Genomic DNA, 17,154 nt, shown 5'->3' on the forward strand with positions numbered 1-17,154 from the left:
CTACAGCGTCGCATCGCGTAAAAACGCCTCCAGCGTCGTTACGTCGACCTCGGGTTTCTGATGCAGCACGCTTTCGCCTGCGGCAGTGGCCTGACGCTGCAGGTCCTCCTGCGACAGGGCGCTGACCAGCCCGAAGCTGTTGGTGCCCAGCTCGTGCGGGTGGCCCTGGTCATCGTTGAGCGTGGTGCTGAAGCCGGCGGCGATCATCGCGCTGTTGAGCGCCTGGATATCGCCAAGGCCCGCTTCCTGATAGTGAAATGTGACAATGTAACGTTTTAGATCGTCGCTCATGTTTCACCTCTGTGCGGCATGACTGTGCTCAGCGTAGACCATGGCGAAAAAATGCGCGAATAATGAACAGGATAAAGCGGATATTTCAGGCACGCATAAAAGTAAAGCAGGGTAAAGCCGCTCGCGGGCGCTTCAGAAAAATCTTGTAGTAACTCCGCTGTTTTTCAGCTGGCCGCCCACTATAATGCGCGCCGTTAATGAGAAAACTCCCAATAATCAAGCGGGATAGCGTGTATGAAGCCTGTTTCAGGCAGGTTAATATTTATTTACAATACTTACCGTAAATTGCATTGATTGGCCGGTAAAACTCTTCACACTCACTGTTTTTTAAACTGTCGTACGGGTCACAATAAATGAAAGTGCTTCACAAGCTCTCAGCCGTTCTTTTGCTTTCCGCCGGCGCATTTTGCCACCAGGCATTGGCGGACAACACCGTTTTCACCGCGATGGACGATCCTTCAACGGCGAAAAAGCCGTTCGACGGCAGCGCCTCCGCAGGCTATCTGGCGCAGACCGGCAACACCACCAGCTCTTCGCTGACTGCGCAAACCAATATGACGTGGTATCAGAGCTCTATGGCTTACAGCCTGTGGGGCAACGCGGCGAACACCTCGTCCAACGACGAGCGCTCTTCTGAAACCTACAGCATCGGCGGCCGTTCGCGCTACAACCTCAACAGCTTCGACTACCTGTTTGGTCAGGCGAGCTGGCTGAGCGACCGTTTTAACGGCTACGACTCGCGCGATGTGCTGACCGCCGGTTACGGTCGTCAGATCCTGAGCGGGCCGATTCATTCGCTGCGTGCGGAATTTGGTCCGGGCGTGCGCTATGACGATTTCCACGACGGCGGCAGCGAAACCAAAGCGCTGGGCTACGGCGCGCTGAGCTATCAGTGGCAGCTGACCGACAACACGAAGTTTATTCAGGGCGTATCTGTGCTGAGCAGCTTTGGCGAAGACACCACCGTCAACTCGGAAACGGGTCTGCAGGTCGGCATCAACGATCATTTCGCGCTGAAGCTGGCGTACAACGTGACCTGGAATAACAATCCGCCCGAGTCCGCGCCCGATCGCACCGACACCAAAACCAGCATTATGCTGACCTACGCCATGTAATTTACGGCGTAACCGCTTCCTGACCGCAGCCCGTCTGCGGTTTTTTTTCGTCTGTTCCTCGACTTAGCGGCGAGAGGGCGGGTTTTGCTCACCGCTCAAAGCTGTTATCATCAGCGGCGCACTACTATTCCCGGCGTCATTCCGACAATGTGGGTCTGACATCGCGCCGGGCAATCAATTTTACTCAATGTTGTATGTAAGCTTTCGTGTGGCTTACCACTGCAATTAAGGATATTAAATGCCTGTAATTACTCTTCCTGATGGCAGCCAGCGTAGCTATGACCGCGCGGTAAGCGTGATGGATATTGCGCTGGACATCGGTCCTGGCCTGGCGAAAGCCTGTATTGCCGGACGCGTTAATGGGCAACTAGTGGATGCGGTCGATCCCATCACCGAAGATGCCTCCGTCGCCATCATTACCGCTAAAGATGAAGCGGGTCTGGAAATTATTCGCCACTCCTGCGCGCATCTGCTGGGACACGCGATTAAGCAGCTGTGGCCCAATACGAAAATGGCGATCGGTCCGGTTATCGACAACGGCTTCTATTATGACGTCGATCTCGATCATACCCTGACGCAGGAAGATATCGACGCGCTGGAAAAACGCATGCACCAGCTAGCCGAAACCAACTACGACGTGGTGAAAAAAGTCGTAAGCTGGCAGCAGGCGCGCGAGGTGTTCGCCGAGCGCGGCGAGAGCTATAAAATCGCGATTCTGGATGAGAATATCAGCCACGACGATCGTCCTGGTCTCTATCATCACGAAGAATATGTCGACATGTGCCGCGGTCCGCACGTGCCGAATATGCGTTTCTGTCACCACTTCAAGCTGCAGAAAATCGCGGGCGCCTACTGGCGCGGCGACAGCAACAATAAAATGCTGCAGCGTATCTACGGTACCGCGTGGGCGGATAAGAAGCAGCTCAACGCCTACCTGCAGCGTCTGGAAGAGGCGGCGAAGCGCGACCACCGCAAGATCGGCAAGCAGCTTGACCTCTACCATATGCAGGAAGAGGCGCCGGGCATGGTTTTCTGGCATAATGACGGCTGGACCATCTTCCGCGAGCTGGAAGTGTTCGTGCGCAGCAAGCTGAAAGAGTACCAGTACCAGGAAGTGAAAGGTCCCTTTATGATGGACCGCGTGCTGTGGGAAAAAACCGGGCACTGGGAAAACTACAAAGAGGCGATGTTCACCACCTCTTCAGAAAACCGCGAATATTGCATCAAGCCGATGAACTGCCCGGGCCACGTGCAGATCTTCAATCAGGGTCTGAAATCCTACCGCGATCTGCCGCTGCGCATGGCGGAGTTCGGTAGCTGTCACCGCAACGAGCCGTCAGGCGCGCTGCATGGCCTGATGCGCGTACGCGGCTTTACGCAGGATGACGCCCACGTCTTCTGTACCGAAGATCAGGTGCGCGACGAAGTGAACAGCTGTATTCGCATGGTCTATGACATGTACAGCACCTTTGGCTTTGAAAAGATCGTGGTGAAGCTCTCCACGCGTCCTGAGAAGCGCATCGGCACCGATGAAATGTGGGACCGTGCTGAAGAAGATTTAGCCGCCGCGCTGAATGAAAACGAAATTCCGTTTGAATTCCAGCCCGGAGAAGGTGCATTCTACGGCCCGAAAATTGAATTTACATTATATGACTGTCTCGATCGCGCCTGGCAGTGCGGCACAGTTCAGCTAGACTTTTCCCTGCCAAAACGTCTGGACGCCACCTATGTGGGCGAAAACAACGACCGTCAGACCCCGGTAATGATTCATCGCGCGATTCTTGGCTCGATGGAGCGCTTTATCGGCATTCTGACCGAAGAGTTCGCTGGGTTCTTCCCGACGTGGCTGGCGCCAATGCAGGCGGTGGTGATGAATATCACCGATGCACAGGCGGAATATGTCGACATGTTGACACGCAAATTGCAGAATGCTGGCATTCGTGTGAAAGCAGACTTGAGAAACGAGAAGATAGGCTTTAAAATCCGCGAGCACACATTACGTCGCGTCCCTTACATGCTGGTTTGCGGTGACAAAGAGGTGGAAGCAGGCAAAGTAGCCGTTCGCACCCGCCGCGGTAAAGACCTCGGGACGATGGATGTCGATGTGTTTGTTGAGAAGCTGCAACAAGAGATTCGCAGCCGCAATCTTCACCAATTAGAGGAATAAGGTTATTAAAGGCGGAAAACGAGTACAACCGACGCGTCCGAATCGAATCAACGGTGAAATCCGTGCCACTGAAGTACGCTTAACTGGCGTGGATGGCGAACAGATTGGTATTGTCAGCCTTCGCGAAGCTATTGAAAAAGCTGAAGAAGCGGGTGTTGATTTAGTAGAAATCAGCCCCAACGCCGAACCGCCGGTGTGCCGTATTATGGATTACGGCAAGTTCCTTTATGAAAAAAGCAAATCTTCTAAGGAACAGAAGAAGAAGCAAAAAGTTATCCAGGTTAAGGAAATCAAATTCCGTCCTGGCACAGATGAAGGCGACTATCAGGTAAAACTCCGCAGCCTGATTCGTTTTCTGGAAGAAGGCGATAAAGCCAAAATCACGCTGCGTTTCCGCGGTCGTGAGATGGCGCACCAACAGATCGGTATTGAAGTGCTTAACCGCGTCAAAGAAGATCTGGTTGATCTGGCAGTAGTCGAATCCTTCCCATCGAAGATCGAAGGCCGTCAGATGATTATGGTGCTCGCTCCCAAGAAGAAACAGTAGGCTTTCAAGTAACAACGACCGCGCAGCGTTCGCGCTGTGCGGCTCTTTGTTCGCCTGTCTGATTCGTTTTATTAACAATGCGAAGTGGATATTTTTAAAATGCCAAAGATTAAAACTGTACGTGGCGCCGCTAAGCGCTTCAAGAAGACCGCTTCTGGCGGCTTCAAGCGTAAGCACGCAAACCTGCGTCATATTCTGACTAAAAAATCAACTAAGCGTAAACGTCACCTGCGCCCGAAAGGTATGGTGTCTAAAGGCGATCTGGGTCTGGTTGTTGCCTGCCTGCCGTACGCATAAGTTAACTTTTTTATAAATCTGCCTCGACGACTCTGTACAACGGCCGCTGGCCGGCAGGGGATAAAGGCATCACAGAATATTGATACAGGAGAGCTCACATGGCTCGCGTTAAACGTGGTGTAATTGCTCGCGCACGTCACAAGAAAATCTTAAAACAAGCTAAAGGCTACTACGGTGCACGTTCACGTGTATACCGCGTTGCCTTCCAGGCTGTTATCAAAGCTGGTCAGTATGCTTACCGTGACCGTCGTCAACGTAAGCGTCAGTTCCGTCAACTGTGGATTGCGCGTATCAACGCTGCAGCGCGTCAGAACGGCATTTCTTACAGCCGTTTCATCAATGGCCTGAAAAAAGCGTCCATTGAAATTGACCGTAAAATCCTGGCTGACATCGCTGTATTCGACAAAGTGGCGTTTACCGCACTGGTCGAAAAAGCAAAATCAGCTCTGGCGTAAGTCAGATGAAAAAGGGAGCTTGCTCCCTTTTTTATTGCCTGTAACTCAAGCAAAAGATTGACATTTTCACCGCAGGGCTTTTCAATAGTGCCCTCAGAGTCACAGCAAGGTAACGCAAGCATGAATGCTGCTATTTTCCGTTTCTTTTTTTACTTTAGCACCTGACACTCAGGGGCTTTTGCGCATAGAAAAGAAACGAAAAATCGCGCCGAAAGCCTCCCTCGTGGAGGCTTTCGTGTTTCTGGCGAAGCATGACGGCAACGTCCCAACGAGAACTGACCAGCCCGCCTGGAAGAAGAGGAAACCATGTCCCAACTCGCAGAACTGGTGGCCCGCGCCACAGCCGCTATCGACGAGGCGACGGATATCGCCACCCTTGACGCGGTGCGCGTCGAATATACCGGTAAAAAAGGCCACCTGACGCAGCTGATGACCACGCTGCGCGAGCTGTCGCCGGAAGAGCGTCCGGCTGCGGGCGCGGTGATCAACGACGCCAAGCAGCAGGTGCAAGAGCGCCTGAACGCGCGCAAAGAGACGCTGGAGTCCGCCGCGCTCAACGCCCGTCTGGCCGCCGAGACCATCGACGTCTCGCTGCCGGGACGCCGCACGGAAAACGGCGGTCTGCATCCGGTCACGCGCACCATCGATCGCATCGAAACCTTCTTCGGCGAGCTGGGTTTCGCGGTGGTGACCGGCCCGGAAATCGAGGATGACTACCATAACTTCGACGCGCTGAATATCCCGGGCCACCACCCGGCGCGCGCCGATCACGACACCTTCTGGTTCGACGCCACGCGCCTGCTGCGCACCCAGACCTCCGGCGTGCAGATCCGCACCATGAAAAACCAGCAGCCGCCGATTCGCATCATCGCGCCGGGCCGCGTCTATCGCAACGACTACGACCAGACGCATACCCCGATGTTCCACCAGATGGAAGGGCTGATCGTCGACAAGAACATCAGCTTCACCAATCTGAAAGGCACGCTGCACGACTTCCTGCGCAACTTCTTTGAGGAAGATTTGCAGATCCGTTTCCGTCCTTCCTATTTCCCGTTTACCGAACCTTCGGCGGAAGTTGACGTCATGGGCAAAAACGGCAAATGGCTGGAAGTGCTGGGCTGCGGCATGGTGCATCCGAACGTATTACGCAACGTCGGCATCGATCCGGAAATCTACTCCGGCTTCGCCTTCGGCATGGGCATGGAGCGTCTCACCATGCTGCGCTACGGCGTTACCGACTTGCGCGCCTTCTTCGAAAATGACTTACGTTTCCTCAAACAATTTAAATAAGGGCAGGTTATCCAATGAAATTCAGTGAACTCTGGTTACGTGAATGGGTAAACCCGGCTCTGGACAGCGCTGCCCTTTCTGAACAGATCACCATGGCCGGTCTGGAAGTGGACGGCGTGGAGCCGGTTGCCGGCGCGTTTCACGGCGTAGTGGTCGGCGAAGTCGTCGAGTGCGGCCAGCACCCGAACGCCGACAAGCTGCGCGTCACTAAGGTCAACGTCGGCGGCGATCGGCTACTGGATATCGTCTGCGGCGCGCCGAACTGCCGTCAGGGCCTGAAGGTAGCGGTTGCTACCGTGGGCGCCGTACTGCCGGGCGATTTTAAAATTAAAGCGGCGAAGCTGCGCGGCGAGCCGTCTGAAGGCATGCTCTGCTCCTTCTCCGAGCTGGGCATTTCCGACGATCACAACGGCATTATCGAACTGCCGGGCGATGCGCCCATCGGCACGGATATCCGCGACTATCTGAAGCTCGACGACAACACCATTGAGATCAGCGTTACGCCGAACCGCGCCGACTGCCTCGGCATGATCGGCATTGCGCGCGACGTGGCGGTGCTGAACGGTCTGCCACTCACCGCGCCGGCAATTGAGCCGGTGGCCGCCGCGATCTCCGATACTTTCCCGATCCGCGTCGACGCTACTGACGCCTGCCCACGCTACCTTGGCCGCGTGGTGAAAGGCATCAACGTTAAAGCCGCCACCCCGCTCTGGATGCGTGAAAAGCTGCGCCGCTGCGGCATTCGCTCTATCGATCCGGTGGTGGATATCACCAACTACGTGCTGCTTGAGCTGGGCCAGCCGATGCACGCTTTCGATCTTGACCGCATCGACGGCGGCATCGTGGTGCGCATGGCGGAAGAGGGCGAAACCCTGACGCTGCTCGACGGCAGCGAAGCGAAGCTGAACAGCGACACGCTGGTGATCGCCGATCACCATAAAGCGCTGGCGATGGGCGGCATCTTCGGCGGCGAGCATTCCGGCGTCAATGAAGAGACGCAGAATATTCTGTTTGAATGCGCCTGGTTCGATCCGCTGGCGATTACCGGTCGCGCGCGCCGTCACGGCCTGCACACCGACGCCTCGCACCGCTACGAGCGCGGCGTCGATCCGGCGCTACAGCACAAGGCTATCGAGCGCGCGACTCAGCTGCTGCTGGATATCTGCGGCGGCCAGGCCGGCCCGGTTATCGACCAGACGCACGACGCGGCGCTGCCGCCGCGCGCCACCATTACGCTGCGCCGCGAGAAGCTGGACCGCCTGATTGGCCACGCTGTCGCCGACGAGCAGGTGACCGACATCCTGACGCGCCTCGGCTGCGAGGTGACGTCAGGCCAGGGCGAGTGGAAAGCGGTCGCGCCAAGCTGGCGCTTCGACATGGCGATTGAAGAAGATCTGATTGAAGAAGTCGCTCGCATCTACGGCTATAACAATATCCCGGACGTGCCGGTGCAGGCGGGGCTGGTGATGACCCAGCATCGCGAGGCGGATCTCTCGCTGAAGCGCGTGAAAACTCTGCTGGTGGATAAAGGCTATCAGGAAGCGATCACCTACAGCTTCGTCGACCCGAAAATTCAGCAGCTGCTGCATCCGGGCGAAGAGGCGCTGATTCTGCCAAGCCCTATTTCCAGCGATATGTCGGCGATGCGCCTGTCGCTCTGGACCGGCCTGCTGAGCGCCGTGGTCTACAACCAGAACCGCCAGCAGGGTCGCGTGCGCCTGTTTGAGAGCGGTTTGCGCTTTGTGCCTGATACCCAGGCGAATTTAGGTATCCGTCAGGATCTTATGCTGGCGGGTGTGCTGAGCGGCAATCGCAATGAAGAGCACTGGGATCTGGCGCGTCAGGCGGTTGACTTCTATGATTTGAAAGGCGATTTAGAATCGCTGCTCGATTTAACCGGCAAGCTGGACGACATTCGCTTCCGCGCGGAAGCCAATCCGGCGCTGCATCCGGGGCAAAGCGCGGCGATTTATTTGCATGAAGAACGAATCGGATTTATCGGGGTGGTTCATCCTGAGCTGGAACGTAAGCTGGATCTCAACGGCCGCACCTTAGTCTTTGAACTGCTTTGGAATAAGGTCGCAGACCGCGTCCTGCCTGAAGCGCGCGAGATTTCACGCTTCCCGGCGAACCGTCGCGATATCGCTGTGGTTGTGGCTGAAAACGTCCCCGCAGCAGATATCATCGCCGAGTGTAAGAAAGTTGGCGTAAATCAGGTAGTTGGCGTAAACTTGTTTGACGTGTACCGCGGTAAGGGTGTTGAAGAGGGTTTCAAGAGCCTCGCCATCAGCCTGATTTTGCAGGATACCAGCCGGACACTCGAAGAAGAGGAGATTGCCGCGACCGTTGGCAAATGCGTTGCGGCATTAAAAGAGCGATTCCAGGCAACCTTGAGGGATTGAACCTATGGCGCTTACAAAAGCTGAAATGTCAGAGTACCTGTTTGAGAAGCTTGGGCTGAGCAAACGCGACGCAAAAGAGCTGGTGGAGCTGTTTTTTGAAGAGGTTCGCCGCGCTCTGGAGAATGGTGAACAGGTAAAACTGTCTGGGTTTGGTAATTTCGACCTGCGCGATAAAAATCAGCGTCCAGGCAGGAATCCAAAAACGGGGGAAGATATTCCAATTACCGCGCGCCGCGTGGTAACGTTCCGCCCGGGTCAGAAGCTGAAAAGCCGCGTCGAAAACGCTTCCCCGAAAGATAACGACTGACCGATTTCAGTGTTCTAAAAAGGCCGCTTACGCGGCCTTTTTCATTTCCATGCCGCGCGCGTTCTCCTCTTTTCTGCCGCATCTCTTCATACTGTCAGCATTCTGTAAGCATAAGGGAAATAAGCTGAAAATCCGCCTGCGCCGATAGTGACGCGCGAGGCGCTTTTGCTATAACTGCGGCGAGAGACAACAAGAGATCGTCCTGATGAAAAAAACTGCACTGCTTTTAAGCCTCCTGATGGGGATGCCGCTGCTGGCGAGCGCCAGTGCGCCGCACCATGATAATCCGCCGCGCGTCAGCGCCCATATCGGCGATCGCGACCATCGCGGCTACTACTGGGACGGCTACGACTGGCGCTCGTCAAAATGGTGGCAGTCGCACCACGGCCGCAACGTCGGGCTGAAAGGGCCGCACGGCTACTGGAACGGCAACGGCTGGCAGGCGCAGCGGCCCGATCGCGGCAGGCCGGTAGCGAACCGCGATAATCCGTCGCACAGCGACCGTCAGCCCCACGGCGAGCCGCTGCCGCCGCGCCCGGAGCACGGCTAATAACCCTCAAGGCGGCGCCCAACGGCGCCGCCTACGCCAGCCTTTCTTTTTCCGCCAATCTCTCTACAATCAAATCTCTGTTTTCTCAACGAATCCCCAACTATGTCCCTGCTGGATCAGCTTGCTTATCAGGCGGATCGCCGCAGCCGTCGCGCGCTCACGGCGCTGTGTCTTCTTCTGCTGGCGTTAATGGTGCTCAGCCTGTGCGCGGGCGATAGCTGGATCGCGCCAGCGCAGTGGCTGAGCGACAGTGGCCGGCTGTTCGTCTGGCAGCTGCGCCTGCCGCGCACCCTGGCGGTCGTGCTGGTCGGCGCGGCGCTGGCGGTGTGCGGCGTGGTGATGCAGGCGCTGTTTACCAACCCGCTCGCGGAGCCAGGCCTGCTCGGCGTCTCTAACGGCGCCGGCATCGGCCTGGTGCTGGGCGTGCTGTTCGGCAGCGGTTCCCTCTGGAGCCTGAGCCTGGCGGCGATGGCGGGCGCGTTGCTCATCACGCTAATCCTGCTGCATTTCGCGCACCGGCAGCTCTCCGTCACGCGGCTGCTGCTGACCGGCGTGGCGCTGGGCATTATCTGCAGCGCCATCATGACCTGGGCGGTCTACTTCAGCACCAGCCTCGACCTGCGCCAGCTGATGTACTGGATGATGGGCGGCTTCAGCGGCATCGACTGGCGCTACGGCTGGATGATGCTGGCGCTGCTGCCGGTTACCGCTGGGCTGATTGCCACCGCGCGGGTGCTTAATCTGCTGGCGCTCGGCGAAACCTCGGCGCAGCAGCTGGGCCTGCCGCTTTTTTTCTGGCGTAATGCGCTGGTGCTGGCGATGGGCTGGCTGGTGGGCGTCAGCGTTGCTATGGCGGGCGCGATCGGTTTTGTCGGCCTGGTGATCCCGCATCTGCTGCGGCTCAGCGGCATCAGCGATCACCGCTATCTGCTGCCGACTTCGGCGCTGGCGGGCGCGGGCGTGCTGCTCGCCGCCGATATTATCGCGCGCCTGGCGCTGACCTCGGCAGAGCTGCCGATCGGCGTGGTGACCGCCACGCTCGGCGCGCCGCTGTTTATCGCGCTATTAGTCAAATCTTCGCGCTAGCTTCGGCTGGCTTTCTGCATCCTCTACAGGAGACGTTTATGAGCCTTTATCAAACAGAAGTAACCACCATCGACGGCGAAAAAACCACGCTGGAGCAGTGGCAGGGCAAAGTGCTGCTGGTGGTTAACGTGGCGTCGAAATGCGGCCTTACGCCGCAGTACGAGCAGCTGGAGGCGCTGCAGCAGCAGTATGAAGCGCAGGGCTTTAGCGTGCTCGGTTTTCCCTGCAATCAGTTCCTCGAGCAGGAGCCGGGCAGCAACGACGAGATCAAAACCTTCTGCAGCACCACCTACGGCGTCACCTTTCCCATGCTGGCCAAAGGCGACGTCAACGGCCCGGCGCGCCATCCGCTCTACACGCAGCTGGTAGCGGCGCAGCCGGAGGCGGTGCGTCCGGAAGGCAGCGGCTTCTACGAGCGCATGGCGAGCAAAGGCCGCGCGCCGAAAGCGCCTGGCGATATCCTGTGGAATTTTGAAAAGTTCCTGATTGACCGCGAGGGCAACGTTGCGCAGCGTTTCTCGCCGGATATGACGCCGGACGACGCCATTATCCAGCAGAGCATTCAGCAGGCGCTGGCGCAGTAAATGGTTCTGAGCCTCAAGGACGCCGCCGTTCCTGGACGGCTGGCGCCTTTTTCCGCCGAAGTGGGCGCCGGCACGCTGCTGCACCTGGTCGGGCCTAACGGCGCGGGCAAAAGCAGCCTGCTGGCGCTGATGGCGGGAATGCTGGCGGGTGAAGGGGAAATTCAACTGCTGCAGCGCCCGCTGCGCGAATGGCGCGGCGCGGCGCTGGCGCGAGTGCGCGCATGGCTGCCGCAGCAGATAGCGCCCGGTTTTATGCCGGTCTACCACTATCTGCGTCTGCACCTGAGCGACGCGCGGGCGGACGGGACGCTGAGCGAGCTGCTGGAGACGCTGCGGCTGCAGGACAAGCTGGCGCGGCCGCTGACGCAGCTGTCGGGCGGCGAGTGGCAGCGCGTCAGACTGGCGGCGGCGTTCGCCCAGATCGATCCCGCCCTCAATCCGCAGGGCCGAGTGCTGCTGCTGGACGAACCGATGACCGGGCTGGATATCGCCCAGCAAAATGCCGTGCATAACCTGATCGTCGGGCTGCGGCGCGCTGGCGTCTGCGTCATCGCCAGCAGCCACGATCTTAACCATACGCTGCGCCATGCCGACAGCGTCTGGCTGATGGCGCAGGGGCGTGTAGTGGCGCAGGGCGCGGCCGCATCGATCCTCACGCCCGAGCGCCTCAGCGACCTCTACGCGATTCCGTTCCGCCAGCTGGAGCTGGACGGTCAGCCGCTGTTGACGATACAACCCTGAACGTCGCGTCTTGCCAGGCTGCGCGCCTGACGCTAGAGTGAGGCCGTTGCGATTAAAGGAGATGCGCGCGAATGCGGATGGGCGTGATTTTACTGGTGCTGATACTGGCGGGATGCAGCGGCCACCGCGCGCCGCCGGTGAACGGCCGACTGTCGGATTCCATTATGGTGGTGGCGCAGCTCAATGAGCAGCTGGGGCAGTGGCGCGGCACCCCTTATCGCTACGGCGGCATGAGCCGCGGCGGCGTCGACTGTTCGGGATTTGTCTATCTCACCATGCGCGACAGGTTCGATCTGCAGCTGCCGCGCAGCACGCGGGCGCAGAGCGATATCGGTACGCGCATCAGCAAGGATGAGCTGCAGCCGGGCGATCTGGTCTTTTTTAAAACCGGCCGCGGCGAAAACGGCCTGCACGTCGGCATCTACGACAGCGACAACGCCTTTATTCACGCCTCTACCAGTCAGGGCGTGATTCGCTCTTCGCTCGACAACGTCTACTGGCGCAAAGCTTTCTGGCAGGCGCGGCGTATTTAAGGCAAATTAATAATCCTCCCCCAGCGGCGCGCGTCGGAATAGCAGCGGAAATAGCAGCAACAAATGGGGGATTTTATAACTCTTATTTAAAATGGCACTTTACGCTGCCGGGAAATAATTATATCAATAGGGCGGAGAGTTAATTTTCTGGTAAAGGGTATTATACGCTACCGTTATTTGGCTTAGGGATCTGGCGCAGCGGGCAAAGCGAAATTTAACGGCAAAGATGTCCATCTCTTCCCGCGTTTGGTACTATTGCCTGCCCGATTTCGATGATATACGATGCGCCAGTCGCCACTTTATCTGGCTGTAAAAATGAAAGTTCATTTATCTGCCGACTATCAGTCGGAAATTTGGTTTTATCCTGCCTGCACAATTAACGGGCAGCTGGCGGCCGTCGAGTTGGTTAGCCAGTTCGTCCATGATACTGCGCCTGTCACCTTGCCGCAGGACTTGCTGTTGCCGCAGCTTGATGAGACGCAAAGGCTGCGCCTGCTGCAGCGACAGATCGGCTTGCTGGAACAATACCGCGACTTCTTTGATAAAAATCATGTCCTGGCATTAATGCGTATTGATGAAAATCTGGCGCGCACGCTGCTGGCGAGTGAATTGCTGATACGTAAAATTAAACAGCTTCCTTTTTTATTACTCGACCTCAGCGAAACGTTTCCGCAGCTTTTAAACGGAATTAATGACCCTCTTATTTCTGCACTAAAACAACAGTTCCGTTTATCATTATCCCATTTCGGCGCGGGTAAATCCTCGACGCGCGCGGTCTACGATAATCTGTTCGACTGCATCAAACTGGATAAACAATTTATTCAGTCGCTGGCGAAACGCGCCTCATTCCAGCCCTTTATTCAGAGCATCGTCGATAACTTTCGCAGCCATACGCAGCTGATGATTATTTGCGGCATTGATGACAGCGCGCTGCTCGATAAAACCGCCACGCTGCAGCAGGCGGTGCTGCAGGGCGCGCTTTTCCCGCCGGTGAAGGCTGAGTCGCTGTCGCGGCTGATTGCCAGAGAATGCCGCGTCCCTGACTAAGCTCGCCTGTTGTATTTGATTCCTCACCACTATACTTGCGGTGTCTCGCGCGGCCGCGTCTGCGGCGGGACGGCCCGATATCCGGTTATTCACAGCGACGGCGGCTCTGGTTTCGCCGGGCTGCCGCTCGGGAGAGTCTATGTTGTTTGATAACAGCTGGCAGCGCGAGCTGCCGGGTTTCTATACCGCTCAGGCGCCGACGCCGCTCAAGGGCGGACGCCTGTTTTACCACAATGCGCCGCTGGCGCAGACGCTGGGCGTCGATGCGGCGCTTTTCGCCGGCGAAGGCCATGGCGTCTGGCACGGCGCCGCGCTGCTGCCGGGCATGCAACCGTTGGCGCAGGTTTACAGCGGCCATCAGTTCGGCGTCTGGGCCGGTCAGCTTGGCGACGGGCGCGGCATTCTGCTGGGCGAGCAGCGCCTTGACGCGGGCGGCAAGGTCGACTGGCACCTGAAGGGCGCAGGGCTGACCCCTTATTCGCGCATGGGCGACGGGCGCGCGGTGATTCGCTCCACGGTGCGCGAATTTCTCGCCTCGGAAGCGCTGCACCATCTGGGCATTCCCACCACGCGCGCGCTCGCTATCGCCATCAGCGACGAGCCGGTCTATCGCGAATCGCCCGAGCGCGGCGCGACACTGATGCGCATTGCGGAAAGCCATCTGCGCTTCGGTCATTTCGAACACTTCTTTTACAGCCAGCAGCAGGAAAAAGTCGAACAGCTGGCGGACTATGCGCTGCGCCACCACTGGCCGCATCTGGTCGACGAAGCGGATAAATACCTTTTATGGTTTACCGACGTCGTCGAGCGCACCGCGCGCCTGATCGCCCGGTGGCAGAGCGTGGGCTTTGCGCACGGCGTGATGAACACCGATAACATGTCGCTGTTGGGGTTAACCATCGACTACGGCCCGTACGGTTTCCTGGACGACTACCAGCCCGGCTTTATCTGCAACCACAGCGATTATCAGGGGCGCTACAGCTTCGAAAACCAGCCGATGATCGGCCTGTGGAACCTTAACCGCCTGGCGCATGCGCTTTCCGGCCTGCTGAGCGTCGACCAGCTCAAGCAGGCGCTGAGCCACTATGAGCCGGAGCTGATGCGCGTCTGGGGCGAGCGTATGCGGGCGAAACTGGGCTTGAGCCAGGCCGACGGCGGCGACAATGACCTGCTGGTGGAACTGCTGTCGCTGATGACCCAGGAGCGCAGCGACTACACCCTGACGTTCCGTCTGCTGAGCGAAACGCAGCAGCAGGAGGCGCGCTCGCCGCTGCGCGACGAATTTATGGATCGCGACGCCTTTGACCGCTGGTATCAGCGCTATCGCGCGCGTTTGCTGCAGGAAGGGGGGGACGATGAGACGCGACAGCAGCGGATGAAGGCCGCTAACCCGGCGCTGGTGCTACGCAACTATCTGGCGCAGCAGGCGATCGACGAGGCGGAAAAAGGCGAGAGCGGGGCGCTGGCGCGGCTGCATCAGGCGCTGCAGCAGCCCTTTAGCGACGAAACGGCCGCTGAGTATCGTCAGCGGCCGCCGGACTGGGGAAAATCGCTGGAGGTCAGCTGCTCCAGCTAACGGCTCAGAAGCGGCTGTTTACCGCCTCGGCCAGCAGCGACAGCACCGCTTCGCTGTCCTGCCAGCCGAGGCAGGGATCGGTAATCGACTGGCCGTAAACCAGCGGCTCGCCCGCGACCACCTTCTGATTTCCCTCTTCGATAAAGCTTTCGATCATTACGCCCGCGACCGCGCGCGAACCGGCGCGGATCTGCTGCGCCACCTCGGCCGCCACCTCTTTCTGACGACGATGCTGCTTCAGGCAATTGCCGTGGCTGAAATCGATCACCAGCTGTTCCGGCAGGCTAAACTCGCGCAGGCTGGCGGCCGCGGCGGCCACGTCGTCGGCGTGATAGTTAGGCGCTTTGCCGCCGCGCAGGATCACATGGCCGTGCGGATTGCCGCTGGTCTGGTAAATCGTCATCTGGCCATCTTTATCGGGCGACAAAAACATATGGCTGGCGCGCGAGGCGCGAATCGCGTCCACCGCAATGCGCACGTTGCCGTCGGTGCCGTTCTTGAAGCCTACCGGGCAGGAGAGCGCGGAGGCCATCTCGCGGTGGATTTGGCTCTCGGTGGTGCGCGCGCCAATTGCGCCCCAGCTAATTAAATCGGCGATAAACTGGCCGGTGACCATATCGAGAAATTCCGTCGCGGTAGGTAAACCCAGACGATTGATATCGAGCAGGATCTGACGCGCCAGGCCGATGCCGCGGTTGACGTTGAAGCTGCCGTCCAGATCGGGATCGGAGATCAAGCCTTTCCAGCCCACCACGGTGCGCGGTTTTTCAAAATAGGTGCGCATTACGATTTCAAGGCGGTCGGCGTAGCGCTCGCGCAGCGCATTCAGCCGCTGGGCGTAGTCGAGCGCCGCGCGCGGGTCGTGCAGCGAGCAGGGGCCGATAATCACCAGCAGGCGCGGATCGTCGCCGGTAAGAATGCGGGCGATGCGCTGGCGCGCGCGCGTGACGTTATCCGCCACGTCGGCGGAAAGAGGGTGTTCGGCGGCTAACGCGGCAGGCGTAATCAGGCTGCCGATGCGTGCCGTACGCAGTTCATCAGTTTTGTTCATGAGCATCTCGAAAGCTTTTTCTTCGCAGCGGTGACATACCGGGAAGTGATGATGATCACAATAAATTATTAGCCTGCGAATGCAAGCCTATAAACTGAAATGATATTTTGTGCGACGGCAGCGGCGCTTTACAAAACCGCCGTCGCGGGTGCCTCAGTACATGCGGCGCGTCAGCCCCATGATGTCGAGAATTTTGGTGGCGATCTCTTCGACCGAATAGTTGGTGCTGTTGAGGTAGCGAATCTGATGGGTGCGAAACAGCGCTTCGACCTCGCCGACTTCGAGCCGGCACTGGCGCATGGAGGCGTAGCGGGTATTTTCCGCCCGCTCCTGGCGAATGGCGGCAAGCCGCTCGGGATCGATGGTCAGGCCAAACAGCTTGTTCTGAAACGGGCGCAGGGCGGCGGGCAGCTTAAGGTTATCCATATCGTCGGCGATAAAAGGATAGTTGGCGGCGCGGATGCCGAACTGCATCGCCAGATAGAGGCTGGTGGGCGTTTTGCCGCAGCGCGACACGCCCAGCAGGATCACCTGCGCATCTTCCAGCCCGCGCAGCGAGATGCCGTCGTCGTGCGCCAGGGTGTAGTCAATCGCGGCGATGCGCGCGTCGTACTTGCCGAGGTTGCTGGCGTCGAGACCGTGGGTGCGGTGCGCCACCGGGGCGGGCGCCATGCCCAGCTCCTCCTGCAGCGGCGCCACCAGCGCCTGCACGATATCCTGACAGAAACCTTCGCTCTGCGTAATGATGTCGCGGACTTCCGGCGTGACGATAGAGAAAAACACCAGCGGACGCACGCCGCTTTTCTGATAGAGCGCGTTGATCTGCGCCTTTACCGCCTGGGCGCGCTGCACGTTCTCGACAAAAGGGAGCGTCAGGCTGTTGAAGCCCACCGGAAACTGCGACAGCACCGCGTGGCCCAGCACCTCTGCGGTAATCGCGGTGCCGTCGGAAATATAAAAAACGCTTCTTTCGCTGCTCATGGCCTTTACCTTATGCGTAGAGAGATAGCGTCAGGTTAGCAGCTTTAATTAGCGGTCAGAACAAAATAAAAAATCCATGTTTAAATTTTGTGAACTTTTCGTTTTTTCTCGCCTGCGGCAGCAAAAACCGATGT

At 58.2% G+C, this 17,154-nt stretch carries 19 protein-coding genes; 16 read left to right on the plus strand and 3 right to left on the minus strand.

Annotated elements, in window-relative coordinates:
- On the minus strand, positions 1–291 hold the full coding sequence (ghoS, locus tag B3229_RS12600; protein ID WP_048784641.1) for a type V toxin-antitoxin system endoribonuclease antitoxin GhoS: 291 nt from the start codon (positions 289–291) through the stop codon (positions 1–3).
- A 353-nt stretch (positions 292–644) separates the two neighbouring features.
- On the opposite strand from ghoS, the gene B3229_RS12605 reads away from it, so the two are divergent.
- From B3229_RS12605 to B3229_RS12680, 16 genes are all read left to right on the plus strand, one after another.
- Positions 645–1,406, plus strand: a complete 762-nt coding sequence (locus tag B3229_RS12605; protein ID WP_033747531.1) for a DUF481 domain-containing protein — start codon at positions 645–647, stop codon at positions 1,404–1,406.
- A 238-nt stretch (positions 1,407–1,644) separates the two neighbouring features.
- On the plus strand, positions 1,645–3,573 hold the full coding sequence (gene thrS, locus B3229_RS12610; RefSeq protein WP_048781691.1) for a threonine--tRNA ligase: 1,929 nt from the start codon (positions 1,645–1,647) through the stop codon (positions 3,571–3,573).
- 4 nt (positions 3,574–3,577) lie between these two features.
- A complete protein-coding gene (infC, locus tag B3229_RS12615) occupies positions 3,578–4,120 on the plus strand; it encodes a translation initiation factor IF-3 (RefSeq protein ID WP_048781689.1) in 543 nt (180 codons plus the stop codon).
- Between the two features lie 99 nt (positions 4,121–4,219).
- On the plus strand, positions 4,220–4,417 hold the full coding sequence (gene rpmI, locus B3229_RS12620; RefSeq protein WP_006118955.1) for a 50S ribosomal protein L35: 198 nt from the start codon (positions 4,220–4,222) through the stop codon (positions 4,415–4,417).
- Between the two features lie 98 nt (positions 4,418–4,515).
- Entirely contained in the window at positions 4,516–4,872 is a 357-nt protein-coding gene (gene rplT / locus B3229_RS12625) for a 50S ribosomal protein L20 (RefSeq protein ID WP_010616241.1), read from the plus strand.
- Positions 4,873–4,992: 120 nt separating this feature from the next.
- Positions 4,993–5,037: a pheST operon leader peptide PheM gene (gene pheM / locus B3229_RS12630; RefSeq protein WP_001386830.1), complete on the plus strand. Its 45-nt coding sequence runs from the start codon at positions 4,993–4,995 to the stop codon at positions 5,035–5,037.
- Positions 5,038–5,178: 141 nt separating this feature from the next.
- Entirely contained in the window at positions 5,179–6,162 is a 984-nt protein-coding gene (pheS, locus tag B3229_RS12635) for a phenylalanine--tRNA ligase subunit alpha (protein ID WP_286871206.1), read from the plus strand.
- Positions 6,163–6,176: 14 nt separating this feature from the next.
- Positions 6,177–8,564, plus strand: coding sequence for a phenylalanine--tRNA ligase subunit beta (gene pheT / locus B3229_RS12640; protein WP_286871208.1), 2,388 nt, complete (start codon positions 6,177–6,179; stop codon positions 8,562–8,564).
- A gap of 4 nt (positions 8,565–8,568) precedes the next feature.
- The gene (gene ihfA / locus B3229_RS12645) at positions 8,569–8,871 is read left to right on the plus strand and encodes an integration host factor subunit alpha (RefSeq protein WP_033747517.1); all 303 of its coding nucleotides are present in this window, start codon (positions 8,569–8,571) and stop codon (positions 8,869–8,871) included.
- A gap of 205 nt (positions 8,872–9,076) precedes the next feature.
- Positions 9,077–9,421 (plus strand): DUF2502 domain-containing protein, encoded by a 345-nt coding sequence (locus B3229_RS12650; protein ID WP_048781682.1) that lies wholly within the window; start codon positions 9,077–9,079, stop codon positions 9,419–9,421.
- A gap of 102 nt (positions 9,422–9,523) precedes the next feature.
- A complete protein-coding gene (btuC, locus tag B3229_RS12655) occupies positions 9,524–10,507 on the plus strand; it encodes a vitamin B12 ABC transporter permease BtuC (RefSeq protein ID WP_048781680.1) in 984 nt (327 codons plus the stop codon).
- Between the two features lie 38 nt (positions 10,508–10,545).
- Complete coding sequence (locus tag B3229_RS12660; protein ID WP_048781678.1) at positions 10,546–11,091, plus strand: glutathione peroxidase; 546 nt, start codon at positions 10,546–10,548, stop codon at positions 11,089–11,091.
- Positions 11,092–11,832 (plus strand): vitamin B12 ABC transporter ATP-binding protein BtuD, encoded by a 741-nt coding sequence (gene btuD, locus B3229_RS12665; protein ID WP_048781676.1) that lies wholly within the window; start codon positions 11,092–11,094, stop codon positions 11,830–11,832.
- Between the two features lie 71 nt (positions 11,833–11,903).
- Positions 11,904–12,365, plus strand: coding sequence for a C40 family peptidase (locus tag B3229_RS12670; RefSeq protein ID WP_033747504.1), 462 nt, complete (start codon positions 11,904–11,906; stop codon positions 12,363–12,365).
- A gap of 315 nt (positions 12,366–12,680) precedes the next feature.
- Positions 12,681–13,412, plus strand: a complete 732-nt coding sequence (locus B3229_RS12675) for an EAL domain-containing protein (protein ID WP_048781696.1) — start codon at positions 12,681–12,683, stop codon at positions 13,410–13,412.
- Between the two features lie 139 nt (positions 13,413–13,551).
- Complete coding sequence (locus B3229_RS12680) at positions 13,552–14,988, plus strand: protein adenylyltransferase SelO (RefSeq protein WP_286871213.1); 1,437 nt, start codon at positions 13,552–13,554, stop codon at positions 14,986–14,988.
- A gap of 4 nt (positions 14,989–14,992) precedes the next feature.
- On the opposite strand, the gene B3229_RS12685 is transcribed toward B3229_RS12680, so the two are convergent.
- Both B3229_RS12685 and ppsR read right to left on the minus strand, forming a co-directional pair.
- A complete protein-coding gene (locus B3229_RS12685; protein WP_286871215.1) occupies positions 14,993–16,039 on the minus strand; it encodes a 3-deoxy-7-phosphoheptulonate synthase in 1,047 nt (348 codons plus the stop codon).
- A 153-nt stretch (positions 16,040–16,192) separates the two neighbouring features.
- Positions 16,193–17,020, minus strand: coding sequence for a posphoenolpyruvate synthetase regulatory kinase/phosphorylase PpsR (gene ppsR / locus B3229_RS12690; protein ID WP_033747499.1), 828 nt, complete (start codon positions 17,018–17,020; stop codon positions 16,193–16,195).
- Positions 17,021–17,154 lie beyond the last annotated feature (134 nt).

Origin of the sequence: Pantoea sp. UBA5035 (assembly GCF_002415245.1) — a bacterium.
In the GTDB taxonomy this organism is placed as follows: domain Bacteria; phylum Pseudomonadota; class Gammaproteobacteria; order Enterobacterales; family Enterobacteriaceae; genus Pantoea; species Pantoea septica.